Raw genomic sequence first — 21,273 nt, 5'->3', positions numbered from 1 at the left:
CGCGGCGGAGTTCGTCCGGCAACCGAACCTGCTGACGTTCGAAAATGCCTCTAGCAAATAAGAAACTTTCCTATTAGATTGCGGGTCATGTCCAAGAGTGGTGACCTTGTGCGCCTGGCCGACGCCGTCCTCCTGCCGGGCTTCGAGGGGGTCACCCCTCCAGACTGGGTACGACGGCGGCTCGGGGAAGGCCTGGCCGGGGTGGTGCTGTTCTCCCGCAACATCACCGGCCCCGCCCAGGTGGCCCGGCTGACCACGGCGCTGCGGGCCGAGAACCCGTACGCGCTGGTCGGCACCGACGAGGAGACCGGCGAGGTGACCCGCCTGGAGGTCGCCACCGGCAGCACCCGCCCCGGCGGCTACGCCCTCGGCGTCGTCGACGACGTCGCGCTCACCGAGACCCTGGCCCGCGACCTGGGCCTGGACCTGGCCGCGTGCGGCATCACGATCGACTTCGCGCCCTCCGCCGACGTGAACTCCAACCCCGACAACCCGGTCATCGGCCTGCGCGCCTTCGGCGCCGACCCCGACCTGGTCGCCCGCCACACCCGGGCCTTCGTACGCGGCCTGCAGTCCGCCGGCGTCGCCGCCTGCGCCAAGCACTTCCCCGGCCACGGCGACACCTCCGTCGACTCCCACCACGGCGTGCCGGTCGTCGCCCCCGGCGGGATCGAGGACGCGCTCCGCCCTTTCCGGGAGGCGATCAACGCGGGCGTCCGGTCCGTCATGACCGGCCACCTGCTGGTGCCCGTGTACGACCCCGACCTGCCCGCCACCCTCAGCCCCAAGGTGCTCACCGGACTGCTCCGCGAGGAGCTCGGCTTCGAGGGCATGATCGTCACTGACGGCATCGAGATGGCCGCCGTCTCCGAGGCGTACGGCATCGGCGGCGCCGCCGCCCGCGCCATCGCCGCGGGAGCCGACGCGATCTGCGTCGGCGGCGAGCACGCCGACGAGGCCACGGCGATCGAGGTACGGGACGCGATCGTCACGGCGGTCGCCGATGGACTGCTGCCCGAGGAGCGACTGGCCGACGCCGCACGCCGGGTCCGCGAGCTGGCCGTCTGGGCCGCCTCCTCGGGCAGCACACCAACGGACAACATGGTCGGCGCCGGGGCGGACGGCATGTCGGTCACCACCGAGCGGGCCACGCACAACGGCCACGCCGGACTCGCGGCCGCCCGGCGGGCCGTGCGGGTCACCCGCCGCACCGGAGCCGCCGTCCTGCCGCTCCGCACGCCCCCGCACGTCGTCGAACTCGCCCCCGAGATGAACCTGGCCATCGACAAGTCCACCCCGTGGGGCGTCGCCGGCCCGCTCGCCGAGCTGATGCCCGGCACCGCCGTCACCCGCTTCGCCGCCGGCGAGGCGTCCGGGGCCGCCATCGAGGACCTCGTCGCCCTGGCCGCCTCCCGCCCCCTGGTCGTCGTCGTACGCGACGTGCACCGCTACCCCTGGCAGGGCGAGGCCGTACGGCACCTGCTCAGCGCCCGCCCCGACGCCGTCGTGGTCGAGATGGGCCTGCCCCAGCGCTCCGACCTCGGCGCCGTGCACATCGCCACGTACGGCTCCGCCCCCGTCTGCGGCCGGGCCGCCGCCGAGGTGATCACCGGTAGCCTGTGACACCGTGAACTTCGACGGCGAGGACCTCTCCGGCACATCCCTCACCGACCGGCTCGCCCCGGACGAGACGCACGTCTTCCGCGGCTGCGACCTCACCGAGGCCGACCTGTGGGGAGCCTCGCTGGCCGGGGCCCGGTTCGAGTCCTGCGTGCTGGAACAGGCCGACTTCCGCAAGGCCGATCTCGACGGCGCCGTCTTCACGGGCGGCGGCGGGATGCGGGTCAGGTTCAGCGACGCCGACCTCATCGACGCCGTGTTCACCGACGTCGACCTGTCGTCCGCGCAGTTCGGCGGCGCGCTGATGACCGACGCGTCGTTCACCGGCTGCCGCCTGATCGGGGCCTCGCTCACCGGCAGCCGCGGCACCGGCTTCCGCGTCACCCGCTCCAACCTGACCATGGCCAACCTGGGCGGCTGCTCCCTGCGCGGCGAGGAGATCGAAGGCGTCCGCTTCGACGAGGCCGACCTGTCGGGCTGCGACTTCACCGACGCCACGTTCACCGACTGCCGGCTGCGCGAGGCCAAGCTGCTCAAGACCGTCTTCACCCGGGCCGACCTGCGCGGCGCCGACCTGGGCGAGATCGACGACGCCCGGCTGCGGGCGTTCGGCGGCGCGATCGTCAACCGCGCCCAGGCCGACGCCATCCTCGCCGCCCGCGGCATCACCGTCCTCTGACCGCGGAGCCCCGGGCTTGGGGCAGTGATCGGGCCAGTAACGCGCCGACCGGGCGGCGGCCTCCGTGATCGCCGCGCCGTCGAGCTCGACGATCGTCAGCCCCACACCCCCGGCCGGCCACTCCACCGCGAACTCGACCGGCTCAGCCGGCCACAACCACAGCCCGAAATGGTGGAAACCGAACTCCTGCCCGCCGCCCCGGCCGCCCCCGCCGCTCGCCGGCGACCACGTCAGCAGCGGCCCCCCGGCACCGCCCCGGCCCTCGCCCCGCCCTTGCGTTCACTCCATCAGCCGACCACATCGGCCCGACCCCCCACATCGGCCCGACCCCCCACATCGGCCCGACCCCCACGTCTGCCCGGCGACCGCGTCCGCCTCCCGCGCCGACCCCCGCCTGGGGGCGCCACACGCCGCGACGCCCGTGTTCGCGTCCGCCTCCGCGTTGGGGCCCGCGCCGGGGCCGCTCTGCCTGGGGCGCCCCCAGCCCGTCTCGGCCCTCGGCGGCCCTGTGGGGGTGTGCCTCCGCGCCCGCCCCGGTGGGCGGCTGGGCCGTCGGACGGGCGCTTACTCCCTCTCGGGCCCGCGCCCCCGCCTTGGCCCGCGCCCCCGCCTTGGTCCGCGCCCCCGCCTTGGTCCGCGCCCCCGCCTTGGTCCGCGCCCCCGCCTTGGTCCGCGCCCCCGCCTTGGTCCGCGCCCCGCCTTGGGGCCGTTCCAGTGGGGTGCGGGGGGCCGGGGTCAGCGGAGGGTGGAGCGGGGGGTGGGGGTGAGGCGGAGGCGGCGGGATGGCGCGGTGAGCCGCTGGGCGAGCGCCGGGACGTCGACCACCCGCTCGTCCGCTTCCCTCGCGAAGCGGGCGAACCACACGAACACCTCTTCCCCCGTACGGACGGGCAGCAAGGGGTAGGTGTTCTCCGCGTGCTCGGTGGCGAAGCAGGCCACCGGAGGCGTCCCGCCGGCCGCCAGCACCGGCGCCACCTCGTCGGCGAAGAACGCCTCGAACCCCGGCCCGACGTGGTAGATCGTGGCCACCCACAGTGACGAAGCCGCCTCCCCGGAACCCAGGGGAGGCCGGTCCCAGCGGGGCAGGCGACCCCCGGCGGGCCGCAGCAGCAGCACGTCGGTCGAGTCGATCATGGTGGCGTTGGCCGCCTCCCGGTGCGCCTGCCACGCCGGTCCGGTGTAGAACGCGGTGAGCGCGGCCTTCCTGGCCTCCATGTCGGGAAACGCCCGGATCCAGGGGAAGGCGTCGGGGTCGTCGAGGTCGCGGAACTGGCCGATGACGTCGATGCCGACGGCCTCCTGCGTCTCGACGAACTCCCGCTCGAACAGCGACAGCAGAGTCTCCCGCCGCCCCGGCCGCAGCGTGTAGCGGCGCAACTCGTAGATCATGCGCCGGACGCTAGACGGCCCTCGCTGACACCTCCTGTCAGCGAGCATGGCACAGAAGAATCTTCTAATTACTCAAAGCTACCGATTGGCAACCCATAGTTATATGCTCGCTTTGACCTTGACCTCTCCGGGTCAAGACAGGTCAAAGGGGCGGTAGTGCACCTCGGGCCCATGCCTGCTGCCCCTGGAAGCCAATCCTCTGGCGAAGGAGCTGTAGTGATCAAGAAGCTGTGCGCGGCGGGTGCCGTGGTCGCGGCGGCGGCGGGCGTAACGCTGCTGGCCGCCCCGGCTCACGCGGACACCTGGAGTGACAACTGGAGCACCAACTCCGAGTCCTCCCAGGCCGGCAACAACTTCGCGCACGTCGGCGCCTCCAACAAAGGGTGGGGACGCTCGGTCAACGTCAACAACCTCAACGGCATCGCCACGACCGCTTCCGACGGAAGCATCTCCGTGACCTACATCTTCTACTAGGCGATCCGCCTTCCCCGATTCCGCCGGCCCCGTCCGGCGGGCCCGTAACAGCAACACTCATCGGAAGGAACATCGACATGATCAAGAAGCTCTGCGTGACCGGTTTCGTCGTGGCCGCCGCTGCCGGCGCCACCCTGCTCGCCGCCCCGGCCCAGGCCGACACGCGTAACGACAACTCGAGCTGGAACGAGGAGTCGTCGCAGACGGGCAACAACTTCGCCAACATCGGCACCAGCAACGTCGGCGGCTGGGGTTCGACCAACGTCAACAACATCAACGGCAACGCCAACGTGGCGACCGACGACAGCGCCGCCCGCCAGGAGGTCGAGGTCGACTAGTGACCTCCGCCCACGCGCCCGGGCCTGGGCACGGGCGCGTGGGCCCTTCTCCGGCATCAACCCCTCCGCAGTAAGCCCCGCAAGAAGCAAGCCCGCAACCAGCAAGCCCGCAACCAGTAATCCCGGATCACCGACCCGCGCGATCACCAACCGCGCAACGACCAACCCCGTAACCAGCCACCCCGCAACCAGCAAGCCCGCAATCGGCATTTGTTCTGTCCGCTATTAGCATCAGCGGATGGCTACCTGTGCATATGCGACGTTTGACGACCCCGACACGCACGACGACGAGCGCGAGCTCGCCCTGGCCGCCTGGCGCGAACAGGGCATCGAAGGTCGCACCGAACGCTGGGACGACCCCGGCGTCGACTGGAGCGCCTACGACGCCGTCGTGGTCCGCTCGGTCTGGGACTACGTCGACCGCAGGGCGGAGTTCCTGGCCTGGACCAGGCGGGTGGAGCAGGTTTCCCGGCTCCTCAACCCGGCCTCCGTCATCGAGGCCAACACCGACAAGACCTATCTGCGCGACCTCGGCGTTCCGACGGTGCCGACGCACTGGTCGGCGCACGACCTGCCGCGCTGGGACGAGTACGTCGTCAAGCCCGCGATCTCCGCGGGCGCCCGCGACACGATCAGGACCACCGACCGCGACCGGGCCGGTGCGCACGCCGCGGCCCTGGAGGCCGCCGGCCGCACCCCCATGGTCCAGCCCTATCTCGACATGGTCGAGGCCGAGGGCGAGACCTCGCTCCTCTACTTCAACCGCCGTCTCAGCCACGCCGTCCGGCGCACCCCGATGCTCACGCCCGGCATGACCGGTGCCGACAACGCACGGGCCGAGGTGCGCACCCCGGCCCCGGACCAGGTCGAACTCGCGGAGAAGGTGCTTGCCGCCATCCCCCAGGCCCTTCTTTACGCCCGGATCGACCTGGTCCGGCTCCCCGACGGCGGCCCGGCGGTCATCGAGCTGGAGCTGACGGAGCCGTACCTCTATCTGCGCTACGAGCCGGGTGCGGCGGCGAGCCTGGCCACGGCGCTGCGCGAGCTGCTCTGACCTGGGCCGGTCAGCAGGAGATGCCGCCGTCCACCGGGATGACGGTCCCGGTCAGGTAGGCCCCGGCCCGCGACGCCAGGAAGATCGCCGCTCCGGCCATGTCGTCGGGGCGGCCGATCCGGCCCAGCGGCACGCTCGCCGAGATGGCGTCGCGCGTGGCGGGGTCGTCGAGCGCGAAGGCCATCATCTTGGACTCGAACGGCCCGGGGGCCAGCGCGTTGACCGTGATGTGCTCGCGGGCGAGCTGCTTGGCCAGGTGCCGGGTCAGCATGTGGACGCCGGACTTGGTGGCCGAGTAGGCGAACGTCTCCATCGACGGCACCTTGATCCCGTCGATGGACCCGACGTTGATCACCCGCGCCGGGTCGTCGGCGGTGGCGGCCTCGCGCAGCTGGGGCAGGAGGCGCTGGGTGACGTAGAAGACGCCCTTGACGTTGATGTTCCAGAGCTTGTCGAAGGCGCTCTCCGGGTAGTCCGCGAGCGGCGCGCCCCAGGTGGCGCCCGCGTTGTTGACCAGGACGTGCACCGGGCCGTCCACGGCCGCCTCCAGCGCGGCCACCCCTTCGGGGGTGGACAGGTCGGCGACCACCGAGGAGCAGCCCAGCTCGGCGGCCGTCCGTTCGACCTCGGCCGCCTTGCGGGCGGTGATGTGGACCTCCGCGTCGGCCGCCGCGAACCCTGCCGCGATCATGCGGCCGATGCCGCGCGACCCGCCCGTGACGACGACTGTCTTGCCTTCCACCGAGAACAGAGTCATATTCCGGAAGCATGCCATACCGACCGGTCGGTCGTCACACCCCTGGAAGGCGGCCGTTGCGGAACAGGTCCACGAACCGCCGGTGGTCCTCGCGGGCCTGCGCCCCGTAGCGGTGCGCGAACTCCACCAGCATCGCGGTGAACCCGCCCGCGTCGCCGCCGGCCACCGCCACGATCGCCGCCTCCGTCGAGAAGCTCACCAGGTCGTGGCTGGAGTCGTCGTCGGCGACCGCGTGCATGCGCGCCACCGCCCGCCCCAGGTCCCGCATGATCGCGTGCAGCTCGGCGGGCTCGTTCACGTCGTCCCAGTCGAGGTCGGCCGAGTACGGGGACACCTCGGCGACGAGCTGGCCGACGCCGTTCAGCGTGGTGTGGCCGAGCCACGGATCGGCGTACGCCTGGAGGGCGCGCTGCGACTCGGCGGTCCGGTGCCCCTGGTGGCGGAAGTAGCGGGAGACCTTCTCGTCGGTGACATACCGGGCCACGGCCGGGACCTGGGCCTGCTTCATGTAGAGGATGACGTCGTTCTCCAGGGCCTGCGAACGGCCCTCCAGCAGCAGGTTGTAGGAGGGCAGTCCGGCCGAGCCGATGCCCACGCCCTTGCGCAGCGCCATGTCCTTGATGACGTGCTCGACCGGGTTCGCCGGGGCGGCCGGGGCGGGCAGCGTGGTCAGGTAGTCCTCGAACGCGGCCCGCACCGCCGCCCGCATTTCGTCGGCCACCGGCACGCGCCCCTCCATGAACGCGAAGCGCCGGTCGTAGTCCTCCACCACGGTCTCCACGTCCAGCATCGCCACCCGCGTGCTGAGCCGGGCCGTCTGCAGCACCCGGTGCAGCACGCCCGAGGTGGTGTCGAGGGTGAGCGAGCCGATCGCGTCGTCGCCGCCCCGGGCGATCGCCGTCAGCTCGGTCAGGTACGCCCCCGCGAACCCGCCGACCAGCTCGCCGATCGCCGCGTCCGACAGCGCCTTGGCGTAGCCGAGCAGGGCGACGCTGGCGGCGAACCGCTTGAGGTCCCAGACGTACGGGCCCACGTACGCCTCGTCGAAGTCGTTGACGTTGAAGACCAGCACGCCGGAGGCGTTCATGTACGTGCCGAAGTTCTCCGCGTGCAGGTCGCCGTGGATCCACACCCGGCTGGTGGCCTCGTCCAGGTAGGAGTCGTCGGCGAACGGCCCGGTGAGGTCGGCGTAGAACAGGCAGGCGCTGCCCCGGTAGAACGCGAAGGGGGAGGCCGCCATCTTCCGGAACTTGCGCCTGAATGCGGGCGGATCGGTGGTGATCGACTCACCGAACTCCGTCATCAGGACGTCGAGCAGGTACGAGGAGCGTGTGCCCATACTGCGGACAGTAGAGCGGCCCGGGTCCCGCGCCTAGGGGGCGGACGTGAACGCTCCGTAACCGCCTCGGAAGAACAGCAGCGGCCCGCCGTCGCCGAGCGTGTCGAACCGGTGCACCCGGGCCACCACGATCATGTGGTCGCCGGCCCGGTGCTCGGCCTCGATCGAGCAGTCGAACCAGGCGAGCGCGCCGTCGAGCACCGGGTTGCCGGCGGGCGACGGCGTCCAGCCGAGGCCGGCGAACTTGTCGCCGCCCCGCGAGGCGAGCTGGGCGCAGGCCGCGCGCTGGTGCTCGGCCAGCACGTTCACGGTCACGGCGCGGGTGGCGCGCAGCCGTGGCCAGCTCGTGCTGGTGTGGGCCACGCAGAAACCCACCAGCGGCGGGTCCAGCGACACCGAGGTGAAGGAGTTGGCCGCCAGGCCGCACGGGCTGCCGTCGACCGGGTCGAGCGCGGTGATGGCGACGACGCCGGTGGCGAACCGGCCGAGCACCGACCGGAATCGCGCGCTGTCGGGCCGGGGCGCGGGAACCGCCGGGACCGCGGGAGTGATCGGAACGGCGGGCACCGGGGGAGTGGCGGCGGCCGGGGTGCGGCGCGGCCGGGGGATCGCCAGGCCCGGGTGCCGGCTCGGCGCGATGGGCCGGGCAGCGTGGGGGGTCATGGGCCGCCTCCTCGTATGAACCAAGCGCTTGCTTGGACGTTAGGCTCGCCCCCGGAAGACTGTCAAGCGGTACGCCCGCCGCGCCGGCCTCATCGTAACGCGAAAGAGGCCCAAGCGCTTGCTAGGGCCTCTGGAGTGGATCGCGCGCCCTGGCGGGCGTGGGGGACCCGCCAGGGCGCGCTTCCTGCCCCGTGAGCGGCGGCGCCAGGACTCCGGCGAGGGATGGAGTCCTAGACCGTGGGTTCGCGCACGGAGATGGTGGGGGAGTGACCCTCTTGCGAGGACTCCGGGTGTCGGTAACCTGCGGCGATGCGATCCGCCGCGCCGGCCGGGTCGTCGATGGGGTGGCGGACGGGGGCGCTCCCCTCGTGCCAGACGAGGGACCCGTCCTCGCACCACACGTTCAGCCCGGCTGACTCGGAAAGTGCGGACATACCGTACCCGCTGCTCTGGTAGGTGTGGGTGAATCCCTGGCGAGGCAACGCGTAACGCAGTAAACGTGTTGCATCACGGGGGGAGTCCCAGGGCAGGTACGGCGTACCCGCGTGGACCGGCACCACCGGCCCTCACCCCCTCACCGGCCTTTCGATGGATTTGTACCAACGAATGGATGATGCGGCTCCCGATGCCGTCCGGTCAAGGGGTGATGGCCTGCTAGAACCAGATCGTCTAAATTGTTGGAACAAAAGGGGTGAAAGTGGCAAGGTCGGTGCTGTATCAGCAGGTGGCTTCGGAGCTACGAAGGGCCATCTACTCCGGCGTACTCGGCCCCGGAGCGCAGCTGCCGACTGAGGCGCAGCTCATGGAAGACCATGGGGTGAGCCGCAACACCGTCAGGTTGGCCCTCGGGGAGTTGGTCAATGAGGGGCTTGTCACGCGTACGCCACGACGCGGAACGGTGGTCAGAGACCGCAGGCCGCTGCTCATCTATCCGCAGCGGGAGCTGGAACCGCAGCCCACGGGAGAGCTGCGTGAAGCCTTCGCCTACGCCGTGACGCAGGAAGGCCGTGCCCCCAGCCAGTACATCGAGGTGCTGACCGTCTCCCCCGTGGAGGAGATCGCCAGCCGGCTCGAGCTGGCCGACGGACAGCTCGCGGTGGTGCGCCGCCGCCTGCGGTTCGTGGACGGCCAGCCGTACAACACGAACGACTCCTACTTCCCCCGGGACCTGGTCGCCAACTCCGAGATCGCCCGGCCCGGGGACATCGAGCGCGGCGCCAACCGGGTGCTGGAGGAGCTGGGCCACGCGCAGGTGCGCGTGGTGGACGACATCTGGGCCCGCATGCCGAACCAGGAGGAGGCCGAGCGGCTCCAGCTGGAGCTCGGCACGCCTGTTGTGGTCTATGTCCGGGTCGGTTACGACGAGGGCGACATGCCGGTGCGCGTCGCGGTGTCGGTGCTGCCTGCCGACAAGCATCTGATCAGATACGAGCTCGACCGCCGCTGAGCGGCCTCGCTTGGGGGTGATCCCGCCGGCCGCGGCCCAGTGAGCTTGCCGTCTCGCTGAGCGTTGGGGAGTGGTGCACCGCTCCCTAATAGCGATTTATCCGCATATATCGGGTTATCTAGCCCTGTCGGGTTTGTGTCCCATTGAGCGATTACGCTCTGTGTCGATTCGGCCACCCCTCGCAACGAAAGGCAGACCCATGCACGCGAACACGCTGCTGCACCCGCTGACCCTCCGGCGCGCCGAGCCCGCCGACCTCCCGGGCGTGCTCACGCTCCTCGCCGACACCGCCGAGTGGCTGCACACCCGGGGCGTACGCCAGTGGCCCCGGGCGGGCTTCGGCCCCGAGCGCATCGAGCCGCTGATCGAGGAGCGGGTGCTGTTCCTGCTTGACGACGAGCTGCGCTACTTCGACCCGGACGGCTCGGCCCGGCCGGTCGCCACCATCGCCCTGGACGGCCACGCCGACCCCGAGTTCTGGGCGCCGGACGACGACCCCGGCGCCGCGCTGTACGTGCACAAGCTGGCCATCGCCCGCCCCTGGTCGGGCAGCGGCCTCGGCGACGCGCTGCTCGACTGGGCCGGGGCGACCACGTACGCGGCGGGGCTGCCGTGGCTGCGGCTGGACTGCGCCAAGGGCAACCGGCGGCTGCAGGACTACTACCGGGGCCGGGGCTTCCGGCACGTGCGCACGGTGGACCTGCCGCATCGCGCGTCCGGCGCGCTCTTCCAGCGCCCGGCGGCCGACTCGGCGATCACGGCCTTCCGTGATCTGACCCTGCCCGAGCTGATCAGCGCCTGACGCCGGTCCCCGGGGTTCTTTGGCCGGGCGAACGCGGGGATCTCTATTCGCGCAAAAAGGTGCAGAGCACCATATAACCTCTGCTGCATGACCGGATCCCTCCTTGAGGTGATCGCGCTTGACGTGCGCGACGCCGTGGCCGCTGAAGAGGGCGGCGCCGACCGCCTGGAGGTCGTCGCCGACATGGCGGCCGACGGGCTGACGCCCGCCCCGGAGACGGTCGCGGCCATCGCCGCCGCGTGCCCGCTGCCGCAGATGGTGATGTTGCGCGGCGGCCCCGGGTTCGCCGGGACCCCCGAGGAGCTGGAACGCCTGCGCCAGGACGCCAGGGAACTGGCGCAGGCCGGCGCCGCCGGGTTCGTGTTCGGGTTCCTCGACGAGGCCGGCGCGGTGGACCTGGCGGCCACGGAGGCGCTCATCCACGCCGTCTCGCCGCTGCCGTGGACCTTCCACCGGGCCGTCGACCACGCCGCCGACGTGCAGGCGGCCTGGCGGGCCGTGCGGCTGCTGCCCAACCTGGCGACCGTGCTCACCGCGGGCTCGCCGCTCGGCGTGGGCGACGGCCTGCCCGTGCTCAAGGGACGCGCGGACGCCGGCGACGGGTCCATCATCCTGGCCGGCGGCGGCCTCAAGCCCCACCACGTGCCCGACCTGCTCGACTACGGCGTGCGCGCCTTCCACGTCGGCTCGGCCGTGCGCCGCGACTGGTCGGAGCCCGTCGACCCGCACATGGTCCGCCGCTGGCGGGCGCTCGTCGAGCGCGACTGAGCCGCCGCCGAACCGGTCAGCCGAGCGCCGCGTCGGCCCTGCGCAGGGCCGACTCCAGCGTGCGGATCGTGGCCGGCTCGTCCAGGACGCCGCCGACCGGCCGCCGCTCCCGCCAGGCCCGCACCCGCTCGCGGTAGGAGTCGTAGGTCGCCAGGTGGAAGGAGTAGACCGTGGCGAACCTGCTCACCAGATGGGACGGATGCATGTCCCAGCCCTGGTGGAAGCCGTGCGCCAGCGAGTGGCGCACCAGCCCGGCGTGCCGCCGCCACAGCGCCCGTACGTCCTGCGCCGAGCCGGAGGCGGGCGAGGCGGCCAGCGACCCGTCCGACAGCTCCACGCCGGTGCCCGCGTAGGCCGTCTGCATCACGTGCCTGGCGTGGTCGCACGCCGGATGGTCGAGCCGCTGCTCGTGCGGCGGCAGCCCGATCGCCGCCGTGTAGTCGAACACGCCGAAGTGCGCCGCGGCCAGCCGCCCGCCGCAGGTCAGCCCCGCGCGCAGGAACCGCACCGTCTGCGGCGCCTCCACCTGCATCTCGAACCGCAGCCGCCGCCCCGCCCGGTCGTCCAGCCCCTGGAGGAACCCGGCGAACATCCCCAGGTACGCCTCCATCAGGACCTTTGGGAAGGTCACCACGAAACCCTCCGGAAGCCCGCCGGCCCGCCCCGCCAGCCCGGTGACGAACCGGTCGAGCGTCCGCGTCGAGCGTGCCGGGTCGCCGTCGGCGAACGACTTCACCCGCAGCCCCCACCGCCTCGGCAGCGTCCCGGCCGCGTGCATCGCGGCCAGCGCCTCCACGGCCTGGTCGACGTGCCCGTCCTCGTCGTCCGGCCCGCCGCCGTAGCCGTCCTCGAAGTCCACCCGCAGATCTTCGACCGGCTCGACAGCCAGCTTGCGCACCAGCCTGCCGTGCACGTCACCCGCGATCCCGTCCGGCACGCCGAACACCCCGGCGAGCTCGTCCGGCCCGGCCAGATGCGCCTTGACCAGGCCCAGGGCCTCCTCGCCCCACGCGGCCACGGTGCCCGCCGTGAACCGGTCGGCCGGCACGTACACGGTGTGCACGGGCTGCCAACCGGGCTGCCAACCGGGCTCGGTGGCGGGGTAGAGCGCCTGCTGCTCGCGGTGAACCTGGTCGAAGTCGAGCATCCGATGCCTTCCGAACGGGGCCGAACAGGGCCGAACAGGGCCGGTCAGGGGCGGCAGGCTCGCAGCATGGCGTCCAGGCCGACCAGCTTGACCCGTTCGCCCCGGCCCAGGGTCCTGGCCAGCTCGGCCTCGGCGGCCTCGATCTCCAGCCATTCCGCGTACGTGACCGGGCGGACGCCCCGCTCGGCCAGCAGGCCGTCGACGGAGGCGAGCCCGCCGGGACGGGCGCCGGCCAGGTCGGACAGCAGCGTGCGGACGGTCTCGGCGGCGTCGGACTTGTTCGTGCCGATCACGCCGGTCGGGCCGCGCTTGAGCCAGCCCGCGACGTACTCGCGCTCGCGCACCCGCCCCGCCACGTTCGGCACCGTCATCGTCTCCTGCGAGAACGGCACCCCGGGCAGCGGCACGCTCTGGTAGCCGACCGAGCGCAGCACCATGCCGACCGGCAGCGTCTCGTACTCGCCGGTGCCCACCACGCGGCCCTCGTCCGACAGGCGGGTCCGTTCGAGCCGGAGCCCCTCGACCCGCTCGGCGCCGAGGATCTCGACGGGCCGCAGCCAGAAGCGCACGTCCAGGCGGCGCGGCCGGCCGGCGGGCTCGCGGCCCGCCCACGACTGGAGCACCTCGATGTTGCCGCGCACCTGGCGCGGGAAGTCGCCGCCGAGCACGGCGGCCTCCTCCGGGCGCACGCACACGTCGGCGTTGGCCAGCGCGCCGAGCTCGCGCAGCTCCTTGAGCGTGAACTTGGCGTGCTCGGGGCCGCGCCGGCCGATCATGTGGATGGCCTTGACCTGGCTGTCGCCGAGCCGTTCGAGCACGTCGTGCGGCACGTCGGTGGCGCTCAGCTCCTCGGCGGTCTTGGCCAGCACCCGCACCACGTCGACGGCCACGTTGCCGACGCCGATCACCGCGACCTCGGGGCTGTCGAGAGTGAACCGCGACGGGTCGACGTCCGGATGCCCGCAGTACCAGTTGACGAAGTCGGTGGCCGCCACGCTGCCCGGCAGGTCCTCGCCCGGGATGCCGAGCCGCCGGTCGACCATCGCCCCGGTGGCGTAGACGACCGCGTCGTAGCAGGTCAGCAGGTCCGCCACCGACAGGTGCTCGCCGAGCGTGACGCCGCCCAGGAAGCGCACCTGCGGCAGCTCCAGCACCCTGCGCAGGTAGCCGGCGATCGACTTGATCGAGGTGTGGTCGGGCGCGACGCCGTAGCGGACCAGGCCGTACGGCGTCGGCAGCCGTTCGAGCACGTCCACCTCGACGTCCTCGGCCGACTGCTTGACCAGCGCCTCGGCCGTGTAGATCCCGGCGGGTCCCGAACCGATGACCGCCACGCGCAACGTCACGCTGCCTCCCTATGCCCGCCAGATCCGATGTATCCCCGATCCGCTGGCGCCTCACCCCGATCCTCCTCTCCCGGGCCCCGGGCCTCAAGGTCGCCAGGGCTTGCGGGATGGGTGCGGTCGCGATCAGAGTGGTTGTTCGTGAGGCGAAAGCACGGGCCGCGGAGGCATCTGACCGAATCGCTGAGATTCGAGGCGTTCGGCCGTGTCATGGCCGCGCTGGCGACCAAGGCGGAGTTCATCGAGGCGGCCCGCGACCTGACCTGGTGGCGGGGGGCCGACCACAGCTGGCACATCGAATGGCGCGACGGCCCCTACGCCTCCGAGGTCGCCGCCCTGCTCGACGCCACCCCGGCGGGCCCCTGCGGCGACTCGCGCGCGGTGCTCGACGTCATGGGCGTCCGCTTCGAGCTGCGCGCCGTCGACCCGGTGGGCCGCGTCCGCGACCGCGCCCGCCCGGGGTTCTGGCGGCTGGCCGAGGCCCTCGACACCACCCGCCGCACCAACACCCGCCACCCTTGGGAAGAACTTCTCGGCGGTTGATCCTTTTCCCATTCCCGCCGGTTTCCGCCGCCAAGATTGCTTACGGTTAACCGAAATTTGCCTTTTATGTACGATCACATAATCTGGATGTGGTCGTCCCTGGAGAATCGCCGGGGGTGGGATGACCAGGGAATGGGGATGGAGAAAACCGCGATCGAGTATGCCGACTTCGCCGAATACGACCGGCGGCAGCGGGGCATCGAACGTCATCTGCTGGCGGCCTTCCTGGGCGGACTGGCCGTCGGCTTCATCGGCATGATCTCCGCCGGCCGGGGGCCGGGCTGGCTGGAGCACGTCTACGACCCGTACGTCTACCTCGCGATGGCGCTGGCCGTCGGGGCGAGCGCGTCCGGGTTCGGCTGGGCGCTGCTGACCACGTTCCTGGCCGCCGTGTCGATGCTGGTCGCCGCGATGGGCGGCAGCGCGCTGCGGGGCGACCTCGACTTCGACATCATCGGCGGCAGTCCCGCCGGCCTCAACTGGACCGTCGCCCTGCTCGTCGGCACCGGCCTGCTCGCGTACGTGACCCGCAGGAAGGACCGGTGGGGCGACTACGCGGCCGGCGTCATCGGCGCGCTCGTGCTGGCCGACGTCGTGGACCGGGCGACGCCCGGGTTCATCGGCGACGAGCGCTCCTTCTGGCCGATCCCCGCCGTGCTGATCGGCGCGGGGGCCATCGGGGTGGTGCTCGCCCTGCGCCGGGGCGCCGGCGGCCGGGCGCGGGCGCTGGTGTGCGCGGTGGGGCTCGCGGGGTTGTTCGCCACCGGGCTGGCCGCGGCCATGGGCGGCTGGATCACCGTAGCGGTTTGAGCGCGCGCGGCGGGCGTCCCGGAGTCGATAGCCTGTAGCCCTCACATCAGGCTCGACCGAGGAGTGGCCGTGTTGCTGCGCATGTCGTCGTTGTTTCTTCGCACCCTGCGGGACGACCCGGCAGACGCGGAAGTGCCGAGCCACAAGCTCCTCGTCCGCGCCGGTTACGTGCGCCGCGTCGCGCCCGGCATCTACTCCTGGCTCCCGCTCGGCAAGATCGTCATGGAGAACGTCGCCCGCGTCGTCCGCGAGGAGATGAACCGGATGGGCGGCCAGGAAGTGCTCTTCCCCGCCCTGCTGCCCCGCGAATACTACGAGGCGACCGGCCGCTGGACCGAATACGGCGACACGCTCTTCCGGCTCAAGGACCGCAAGGGCGCCGACTATCTGCTCGGCCCCACGCACGAGGAGCTGTTCACCGATCTGGTGAAGGGCGAATATTCCTCCTACAAGGACTATCCGGTCACCCTTTACCAAATCCAGACGAAATATCGCGACGAGGCGCGGCCCCGGGCCGGCATCCTGCGCGGCCGCGAGTTCATCATGAAGGACTCCTACTCCTTCGACCTCGACGACGACGGCCTCAAGCGCTCCTACGAGGCCCACCGCGACACCTACATCCGCACCTTCGACCGCCTCGGCATCACGTACAAGATCGTGTTCGCCACCTCCGGCGCGATGGGCGGCTCCGCCTCCGAGGAGTTCCTCGCCCCCACCCCCACCGGCGAGGACACCTTCGTCGCCTGCCACTCCTGCGGCTACGCCGCCAACGCCGAAGCCGTCACCACCCCCGCGCCCGCCGCCCGGGCCCTCGACGGCCTCGACGCGCTCAAGGTCCTCGACACCCCCGGCACCCCCACGATCGACACCCTGGTCGCCCACCTCAACGAGCACCACGGCCTGTCCGTCACCGCCGCCGACACCCTCAAGAACGTCGTCGTCAAGGTCACCACCCCCGGCTCCGACAAGGTCGAGACCCTCGTCGTCGGCGTCCCCGGCGACCGCGAGGTCGACTTCAAGCGCCTGGAGGCCGCACTCGCCCCCGGCGAGCCCGCCATCTTCGAAGCCGACGACTTCGCCAAGCACCCCGGCCTCGTCCGCGGCTACATCGGCCCGCAGGTGCTGAGCGACCTCGGCATCCGCTACCTCGTCGACCCCCGCGTCGTCGACGGCACCTCCTGGGTGACCGGCGCCAACGAGCCCGGCAAGCACGCCGTCAACGTCGTCGCCGGCCGCGACTTCACCCCCGACGGGTTCATCGAGGCCGCCGAGGTGCGCGCCGGCGACCCCTGCCCCCGCTGCGGCTCCGGGCTGTCCATCGACCGCGGCATCGAGATCGGCCACATCTTCCAGCTCGGCCGCAAGTACGCCGACGCCGCCGGCCTCGACGCCCTCGGCCCCGACGGCAAGCCCGTCCGCATCACCATGGGCTCCTACGGCATCGGCGTCTCCCGCGCCGTCGCCGTCATCGCCGAGCAGGCCCACGACCAGCTCGGCCTCGTGTGGCCCCGCGAGGTCGCCCCGGCCGACGTGCACATCGTCGGCACCGGCAAGGAGCGTCAGGTCGAAGTCGCCCTGGAGCTGGCCGCCGAGCTGGAGTCCCGCGGCCTGCGCGTCCTCGTCGACGACCGGCCCCAGGTCTCGCCCGGCGTCAAGTTCAAGGACGCCGAGCTCCTCGGCCTGCCCACCATCCTCATCGTCGGCCGCGGCCTCGCCCAGGGCGTCGTCGAGCTGCGTGACCGCGCCACCGGCGAGAAGAGCGAGATCCCGCTCGCCGAAGCCGCCGACCGCGTCCACGCCGCCTGCACCGCCTGACCCATTCCTCCGGGACGGTCCCCATCGGGGCCGTCCCGGTTTGACGGCTCGGGAGTGTGCTGCAAATCTCATCCGATGAAGCCACACGCCGAACTGAAAGACTTCTGGGAATCACGCCTGCAGTCGGACTGGACCGAGAGCGGAGTCGGCTACAAGGCGCTCGGCCGCGCGTTCAACATCTGGATGTACCGGGTGCGCGCCGAAGGCTTCCGCCGTGAAGCCGCCGCCATCCCGCTCGACCTGACCAAGGCCCGGGTCCTCGACGTCGGCTCCGGCACCGGCTTCTACATCCGCCAGTGGCGCGCCCTCGGCGTCGAGACGATCACCGGCAGCGACCTCACCCAGGCCGCCGTCGACCGGCTCCGCGAACGCTTCCCCAGCGCCTCCTTCCTCCGCCTCGACATCGCCGACCCCGCCGGCGCCCTCGAACCCGGCTCCTACGACGTGGTGTCGGCGATGGACATGCTCTTCCACATCACCGACGACGACCGCTACAAGGCCGCGCTGCGCTCCATCGGCGAGGCCGTCCGGCCGGGCGGCGTCTTCGTCCTGTCGGAGAACTTCCTCCACCGGCCCGAGCAGCGCTCCGACTACCAGGTCAACCACACGCTCCCGTGGATCACCGCCGCCCTCGACGAGGCCGGCTTCGACGTCATCCGCCGCGTCCCCATGCTCGTGCTCATGAACGCCCAGGTCGACGCCCACCCCCTCTGGCGCAAGCTCTGGGGCGGCCTCCTGCGCGCCGTCACCCTGACGGAGGTCACCGGCTGGCTCGCCGGCGCCCTCCTCCACCCCCTCGAACGCTGCCTCGTCCGCGTCCTCCGCGAAAGCCCCACCACCGAACTCATGCTCTGCCGCCGCCGCTGACCACCCGCCGCTGACCACCCGCCGCCCCGGACCCGCCCGACACTCCCGCCCCGGCGCCGTCCCGCCGTGGCCGGGGCCGGCGACCGCGCCCCTCCCCAGCGCCGGTGCGGCGAGGAGGAGGGCGGCGGAGTCCGGCGCAACGCGTACGGCGCTTCGGGGCGCGTGCTGCATCGGCCTGCCCGCCCTTGAGGGATGGGGCGCGTACGGCGCCGGCCCGCCGTGGCCGGGGCCGGCGACCGCGCGCCCGTCCGCCCCTCCCCGGCGCCGGTGCGGCGAGGAGGGGGACGGCGGAGTCCGGCGCAACGCGTACGGCGCTTCGGGGCGCGTGCGGCATCGGCCTGCCGGCCCTTGAGGGATGGGGCGTGTGCGGCACCGGCCCACCGTCCTTGGGGGATGGGGGCGTGGGGTTGGCAGGGCGGGTGTAAAGGCGGGGGTCAGCCGCTTGGGGTGGCTGTGGCCGTGGCGGGTGGGGGCGGGGTGGCGGGGGCGGGCAGGCCGGGGAAGGGCGTCATGGCCGGGGTGAAGGCGTGGGCGCGGGCCGCCGCCTCCTGCATGGCCGCGGCCCCGTACTGGCGCAGGCCGGCGTCCGTGGCGGCCGTCAGCTCCAGGTAGGCGGCCATGAGGCCGGACTCCACCTGCCCGGCGAGCCGGGTGGCGGCCGTGGCGCTGGAGGGGACCGACGGGAGGGCGTACGAGGCCTCGGGCTCGACGGGCCGGTCGCCGCGGGCGGTGATGAGGACGCGCAGTTCGTCGCGCCGCTCGCGGTGGGCGTCGAAGTTGCCGGCGAGGCGGGTGCGCAGGGGGCCGGTGGTGCGGGCGCCGAGCACCCCGTACGCGAAGATCGCCGCGTGCTCGGCGGCGAGTGCCTTGCGGAGCTTGCCGAGGTCGGCGGCGCTGGTGGTGCCGGCGGCGGCCGGCGGGGCGGGGGCCTTGACGGAGGTGCGGGCGTGGAGCGCCTCGCAGGCGCCGATGCTGGCGACGAGCTGGGCGAGCGACGGCGTGACGCCGGCGATCTGGCGGGGCCGGGCGGCGGCGGCCTTGCGTTCGATGCCGCGCAGCTGCGACAGCGTCACCTTCGGCGGCGTCGGCGTGGCCGAAGAGGAAGCGGTGGGGCCCGGTGAAGCGGTCCCGGTGGTGGCCGGGCGGAGGGCGGGGAAGCGGCGGCGGAGCTCGGCCAGGTGGGCCTCGTGGCGCTGCCGGTACGGGACGAGCTTGGCGGACCCCTTGGCGATCACGGCCGCGTACAGGGAGATCGTCTGCTGCTTCTCGGCCATGAGCACGCGGGCAAGTGCTTGGTCAGGGGTGTCCGGCGCCTGCGACGGCGGGCCGGCCTCGCGCGGTGCGCTGCACCCGGCGAGCGCCAGGACGACCGCTCCGGCCGCCAGCGCGGTGCGCCGGGAGAGGTGTGGCTGGCGCACGGGCAGGGACCTCCAGTGTTACGGACCGCAAGAAAGCATCGTACGGGCTCGTACCCCCGCTCGCGGTCAGGCGCGAGCCGTGCCGAGTGACGCTTCCTCCGCCCCTTCCTACAGATAGGGTGTCAACTGTCGTCGCTGGCTGAGCGGCCAGACGACGGGAGAGCCAGGGGCGAGGTCCGCCCGGCTGAGACATGACAATAGGGGAGGTCGATATGGGCAGCGCATCACCCCGCGACCACCTGATGAAGCTCCTGGAGCCCGTGGTCGGCGCGGAGGGCCTCGATCTCGAGGACGTGACGGTCACGCAGGCCGGGAAGCGCAAGCTGCTGCGCGTGGTCGTCGACCGTGACGGCGGCGTGAGCCTCGACGACGTGGCCGACGTGAGCCAGGCGGTGTCCGCGGCCCTCGACGAGGACGACACCATGGGCCAGTCGGCCTACACGCTCGAGGTGTCCTCGCCGGGCGTCGACCGGCCGCTGACGGAGCCGCGCCACTGGCGGCGGGCGGCCAAGCGGCTGGTGAAGGCCGAGCTGCGCGACGGCACGGTGGTCGAGGGCAGGGTCATAGCCGCCGACGACAGCGGTGTCGACCTCGATGTCGAAGGAGCCGGCCGCAGGCTCGACTATCAGGACCTCACCCGGGGCAGGGTGCAGGTGGAGTTCCGCCGGATCGACGACGTCGACGGCGACGAAGGCTAAGGGGGAAGCCTCGTGGACATCGACATGAGCGTCCTGCGCAGCCTGGAGCGGGAGAAGGACATCTCCTTCGACCTGGTCGTCAAGGCGATCGAGGACGCGCTGCTGATCGCGTACTTCCGCACGGACGGCGCGGCTCCCAAGGCGCGGGCCGAGCTCGACCGCGCGAGCGGTCACGTGACGATCTGGGCGGCGGAGCTCGACGACGACGGCGAGATCGTCCGGGAGTTCGACGACACTCCTGGCAACTTCAGCCGGATCGCGGCGACCACCGCGAAGCAGGTCATCCTGCAGCAGCTGCGTGACGCCGAGGACGAGATCAACTTCGGCGAGTTCGCCAGCCGTGAGGGCGAGCTGGTCTCGGGCGTGATCCAGCAGGGCAAGGACCCGCGCGTGGTGCTGGTCGACCTCGGCAAGATCGAGGCCGTGCTGCCCGCGCACGAGCAGGTCCCGGGTGAGGAGTACGGCCACGGGGAGCGCATCCGCGCCTACGTGGTGCAGGTGAAGAAGGGTCACAAGGGCCCGTCGGTCACGCTGTCGCGCACGCATCCCGGCCTGGTGAAGAAGCTGTTCGCGCTGGAGGTGCCGGAGATCGCCGACGGCACCGTGGAGATCGCCGCGGTGGCGCGCGAGGCCGGCCACCGCACCAAGATCGCTGTACGGTCCCGCAAGCCGGGGGTCAACGCGAAGGGCGCCTGCATCGGCCCGATGGGGTCGCGGGTGCGCAACGTGATGACCGAGCTGCACGGCGAGAAGATCGACATCATCGACTGGTCGGAGGACCCGGGGGAGTTCGTGGGGAATGCCCTGTCTCCCGCCCGTGTTTCCCACGTCGAGGTTCTCGATCTCGACGGACGGGTGGCGCGGGTCATCGTGCCCGACTACCAGCTCTCGCTGGCCATCGGCAAGGAGGGGCAGAACGCCCGCCTGGCCGCGCGGCTGACGGGCTGGCGGATCGACATCCGTCCCGACACCCAAGCCGAGGATGCCGCCGGTTCCGTAGATGCGTCGACACGGTAAGCTGGAATATGGTTGCCACGCGGCCCCACAGCGCACCTGTGTGGGCTGCAGGGTTCGCACGGCAAAGTCCGAGCTGCTCCGTTTGGTGCGGGTCGAGGACCAGGTGGTCCCTGACCTGCGAGGACGGCTTCCCGGCCGGGGCGCATCGCTGCACCTGTCCGTGAGCTGTCTTGAGCTCGCCGAGCGTCGCCGAGCGTTCCCGCGCGCGTTTCGCGTGCTGGGGCCGCTTGACGTCTCGCGAGTGCGGGCGCACCTAGAAGGAGAACCACATGTCATGTAGGACGC

General features: G+C 72.1%; 22 protein-coding genes and 1 pseudogene. 16 read left to right on the top strand and 7 right to left on the bottom strand.

From position 1 onward, the window contains the following. Positions 1-87: 87 nt before the first annotated feature. Both ACWDXC_RS33955 and ACWDXC_RS33950 read left to right on the top strand, forming a co-directional pair. On the top strand, positions 88-1,623 hold the full coding sequence (locus ACWDXC_RS33955) for a glycoside hydrolase family 3 protein (protein WP_449988902.1): 1,536 nt from the start codon (positions 88-90) through the stop codon (positions 1,621-1,623). A gap of 4 nt (positions 1,624-1,627) precedes the next feature. Beyond that, on the top strand, positions 1,628-2,299 hold the full coding sequence (locus ACWDXC_RS33950; protein WP_219510189.1) for a pentapeptide repeat-containing protein: 672 nt from the start codon (positions 1,628-1,630) through the stop codon (positions 2,297-2,299). Positions 2,300-3,034: 735 nt separating this feature from the next. Here the strand turns inward: ACWDXC_RS33950 and ACWDXC_RS33945 are convergent. Beyond that, entirely contained in the window at positions 3,035-3,688 is a 654-nt protein-coding gene (locus ACWDXC_RS33945) for an NIPSNAP family protein (protein WP_449988898.1), read from the bottom strand. A 216-nt stretch (positions 3,689-3,904) separates the two neighbouring features. Between ACWDXC_RS33945 and ACWDXC_RS33940 the strand changes: the two genes are divergently transcribed. The 3 genes from ACWDXC_RS33940 (at position 3,905) to ACWDXC_RS33930 (ending at position 5,554) form a co-directional block, all read left to right on the top strand. Continuing rightward, positions 3,905-4,162 (top strand): hypothetical protein, encoded by a 258-nt coding sequence (locus ACWDXC_RS33940; protein ID WP_219510201.1) that lies wholly within the window; start codon positions 3,905-3,907, stop codon positions 4,160-4,162. Between the two features lie 77 nt (positions 4,163-4,239). Further along, positions 4,240-4,500, top strand: coding sequence for a hypothetical protein (locus ACWDXC_RS33935; protein ID WP_219510191.1), 261 nt, complete (start codon positions 4,240-4,242; stop codon positions 4,498-4,500). A 238-nt stretch (positions 4,501-4,738) separates the two neighbouring features. Next, complete coding sequence (locus ACWDXC_RS33930; protein ID WP_449988896.1) at positions 4,739-5,554, top strand: ATP-grasp domain-containing protein; 816 nt, start codon at positions 4,739-4,741, stop codon at positions 5,552-5,554. A 10-nt stretch (positions 5,555-5,564) separates the two neighbouring features. Here ACWDXC_RS33930 and ACWDXC_RS33925 read toward each other — a convergent pair whose 3' ends face one another. The 3 genes from ACWDXC_RS33925 to ACWDXC_RS33915 are packed head-to-tail and all read right to left on the bottom strand — an operon-like array spanning position 5,565 to position 8,313. Then, positions 5,565-6,296: an SDR family oxidoreductase gene (locus ACWDXC_RS33925; protein ID WP_449988894.1), complete on the bottom strand. Its 732-nt coding sequence runs from the start codon at positions 6,294-6,296 to the stop codon at positions 5,565-5,567. A 49-nt stretch (positions 6,297-6,345) separates the two neighbouring features. Further along, positions 6,346-7,650: a DUF2252 domain-containing protein gene (locus ACWDXC_RS33920; RefSeq protein ID WP_449988891.1), complete on the bottom strand. Its 1,305-nt coding sequence runs from the start codon at positions 7,648-7,650 to the stop codon at positions 6,346-6,348. Positions 7,651-7,683: 33 nt separating this feature from the next. Continuing rightward, entirely contained in the window at positions 7,684-8,313 is a 630-nt protein-coding gene (locus ACWDXC_RS33915) for a flavin reductase family protein (RefSeq protein WP_449988888.1), read from the bottom strand. 691 nt (positions 8,314-9,004) lie between these two features. On the opposite strand from ACWDXC_RS33915, the pseudogene ACWDXC_RS33910 reads away from it, so the two are divergent. From ACWDXC_RS33910 to ACWDXC_RS33895, 4 genes and pseudogenes are all read left to right on the top strand, one after another. Next, positions 9,005-9,205: pseudogene (locus tag ACWDXC_RS33910) on the top strand (GntR family transcriptional regulator); the annotation flags it as partial. Positions 9,206-9,211: 6 nt separating this feature from the next. Then, a complete protein-coding gene (locus ACWDXC_RS33905; protein WP_308126254.1) occupies positions 9,212-9,760 on the top strand; it encodes a GntR family transcriptional regulator in 549 nt (182 codons plus the stop codon). Between the two features lie 199 nt (positions 9,761-9,959). Continuing rightward, a complete protein-coding gene (locus ACWDXC_RS33900) occupies positions 9,960-10,562 on the top strand; it encodes a GNAT family N-acetyltransferase (RefSeq protein ID WP_357585345.1) in 603 nt (200 codons plus the stop codon). 87 nt (positions 10,563-10,649) lie between these two features. Continuing rightward, positions 10,650-11,330, top strand: coding sequence for a copper homeostasis protein CutC (locus ACWDXC_RS33895; RefSeq protein ID WP_449988885.1), 681 nt, complete (start codon positions 10,650-10,652; stop codon positions 11,328-11,330). Positions 11,331-11,346: 16 nt separating this feature from the next. On the opposite strand, the gene ACWDXC_RS33890 is transcribed toward ACWDXC_RS33895, so the two are convergent. Then, positions 11,347-12,477, bottom strand: coding sequence for a DUF6986 family protein (locus ACWDXC_RS33890; RefSeq protein ID WP_449988883.1), 1,131 nt, complete (start codon positions 12,475-12,477; stop codon positions 11,347-11,349). A gap of 44 nt (positions 12,478-12,521) precedes the next feature. Beyond that, on the bottom strand, positions 12,522-13,823 hold the full coding sequence (locus ACWDXC_RS33885; RefSeq protein WP_449988881.1) for an FAD-dependent oxidoreductase: 1,302 nt from the start codon (positions 13,821-13,823) through the stop codon (positions 12,522-12,524). Between the two features lie 138 nt (positions 13,824-13,961). Between ACWDXC_RS33885 and ACWDXC_RS33880 the strand changes: the two genes are divergently transcribed. From ACWDXC_RS33880 to ACWDXC_RS33865, 4 genes are all read left to right on the top strand, one after another. After that, positions 13,962-14,363 (top strand): hypothetical protein, encoded by a 402-nt coding sequence (locus tag ACWDXC_RS33880; protein ID WP_449988878.1) that lies wholly within the window; start codon positions 13,962-13,964, stop codon positions 14,361-14,363. Positions 14,364-14,501: 138 nt separating this feature from the next. Next, complete coding sequence (locus ACWDXC_RS33875) at positions 14,502-15,173, top strand: hypothetical protein (RefSeq protein ID WP_449988875.1); 672 nt, start codon at positions 14,502-14,504, stop codon at positions 15,171-15,173. Positions 15,174-15,242: 69 nt separating this feature from the next. Next, positions 15,243-16,988, top strand: coding sequence for a proline--tRNA ligase (locus ACWDXC_RS33870; protein WP_219519150.1), 1,746 nt, complete (start codon positions 15,243-15,245; stop codon positions 16,986-16,988). A gap of 75 nt (positions 16,989-17,063) precedes the next feature. After that, a complete protein-coding gene (locus tag ACWDXC_RS33865) occupies positions 17,064-17,855 on the top strand; it encodes a class I SAM-dependent DNA methyltransferase (protein WP_449988872.1) in 792 nt (263 codons plus the stop codon). Between the two features lie 434 nt (positions 17,856-18,289). Here the strand turns inward: ACWDXC_RS33865 and ACWDXC_RS33860 are convergent, their stop codons facing one another. Beyond that, positions 18,290-19,273, bottom strand: a complete 984-nt coding sequence (locus ACWDXC_RS33860) for a ferritin-like domain-containing protein (RefSeq protein ID WP_449988869.1) — start codon at positions 19,271-19,273, stop codon at positions 18,290-18,292. Between the two features lie 212 nt (positions 19,274-19,485). On the opposite strand from ACWDXC_RS33860, the gene rimP reads away from it, so the two are divergent. Genes rimP through ACWDXC_RS33845 form a run of 3 tightly spaced genes read left to right on the top strand, consistent with a single transcriptional unit; the run spans position 19,486 to position 21,268 of the window. Then, positions 19,486-19,971 (top strand): ribosome maturation factor RimP, encoded by a 486-nt coding sequence (rimP, locus tag ACWDXC_RS33855; protein ID WP_449988866.1) that lies wholly within the window; start codon positions 19,486-19,488, stop codon positions 19,969-19,971. 12 nt (positions 19,972-19,983) lie between these two features. After that, positions 19,984-20,988, top strand: coding sequence for a transcription termination factor NusA (gene nusA / locus ACWDXC_RS33850; RefSeq protein WP_308125700.1), 1,005 nt, complete (start codon positions 19,984-19,986; stop codon positions 20,986-20,988). Then, positions 20,972-21,268: a YlxR family protein gene (locus tag ACWDXC_RS33845; RefSeq protein WP_219503585.1), complete on the top strand. Its 297-nt coding sequence runs from the start codon at positions 20,972-20,974 to the stop codon at positions 21,266-21,268. The genes nusA and ACWDXC_RS33845 overlap by 17 nt, the downstream gene beginning before the upstream one ends. Positions 21,269-21,273 lie beyond the last annotated feature (5 nt).

This window comes from Nonomuraea sp. NPDC003214 (assembly GCF_053590035.1).
This window is presented reverse-complemented; position numbering and strand designations above follow the sequence as displayed.

Excerpts from the sequence above, each read along its gene's own strand:
- ACWDXC_RS33875 (WP_449988875.1), top strand. The coding sequence starts at position 14,502 with ATGGAGAAAACCGCGATCGAGTATGCCGACTTCGCCGAATACGACCGG.
- ACWDXC_RS33915 (WP_449988888.1), bottom strand. The coding sequence starts at position 8,313 with ATGACCCCCCACGCTGCCCGGCCCATCGCGCCGAGCCGGCACCCGGGC.
- ACWDXC_RS33935 (WP_219510191.1), top strand. The coding sequence starts at position 4,240 with ATGATCAAGAAGCTCTGCGTGACCGGTTTCGTCGTGGCCGCCGCTGCC.
- ACWDXC_RS33845 (WP_219503585.1), top strand. The coding sequence starts at position 20,972 with ATGCGTCGACACGGTAAGCTGGAATATGGTTGCCACGCGGCCCCACAG.
- ACWDXC_RS33920 (WP_449988891.1), bottom strand. The coding sequence starts at position 7,650 with ATGGGCACACGCTCCTCGTACCTGCTCGACGTCCTGATGACGGAGTTC.
- ACWDXC_RS33930 (WP_449988896.1), top strand. The coding sequence starts at position 4,739 with ATGGCTACCTGTGCATATGCGACGTTTGACGACCCCGACACGCACGAC.
- ACWDXC_RS33890 (WP_449988883.1), bottom strand. The coding sequence starts at position 12,477 with ATGCTCGACTTCGACCAGGTTCACCGCGAGCAGCAGGCGCTCTACCCC.
- ACWDXC_RS33955 (WP_449988902.1), top strand. The coding sequence starts at position 88 with ATGTCCAAGAGTGGTGACCTTGTGCGCCTGGCCGACGCCGTCCTCCTG.
- ACWDXC_RS33865 (WP_449988872.1), top strand. The coding sequence starts at position 17,064 with ATGAAGCCACACGCCGAACTGAAAGACTTCTGGGAATCACGCCTGCAG.
- rimP (WP_449988866.1), top strand. The coding sequence starts at position 19,486 with ATGGGCAGCGCATCACCCCGCGACCACCTGATGAAGCTCCTGGAGCCC.
- ACWDXC_RS33895 (WP_449988885.1), top strand. The coding sequence starts at position 10,650 with ATGACCGGATCCCTCCTTGAGGTGATCGCGCTTGACGTGCGCGACGCC.
- ACWDXC_RS33900 (WP_357585345.1), top strand. The coding sequence starts at position 9,960 with ATGCACGCGAACACGCTGCTGCACCCGCTGACCCTCCGGCGCGCCGAG.
- ACWDXC_RS33945 (WP_449988898.1), bottom strand. The coding sequence starts at position 3,688 with ATGATCTACGAGTTGCGCCGCTACACGCTGCGGCCGGGGCGGCGGGAG.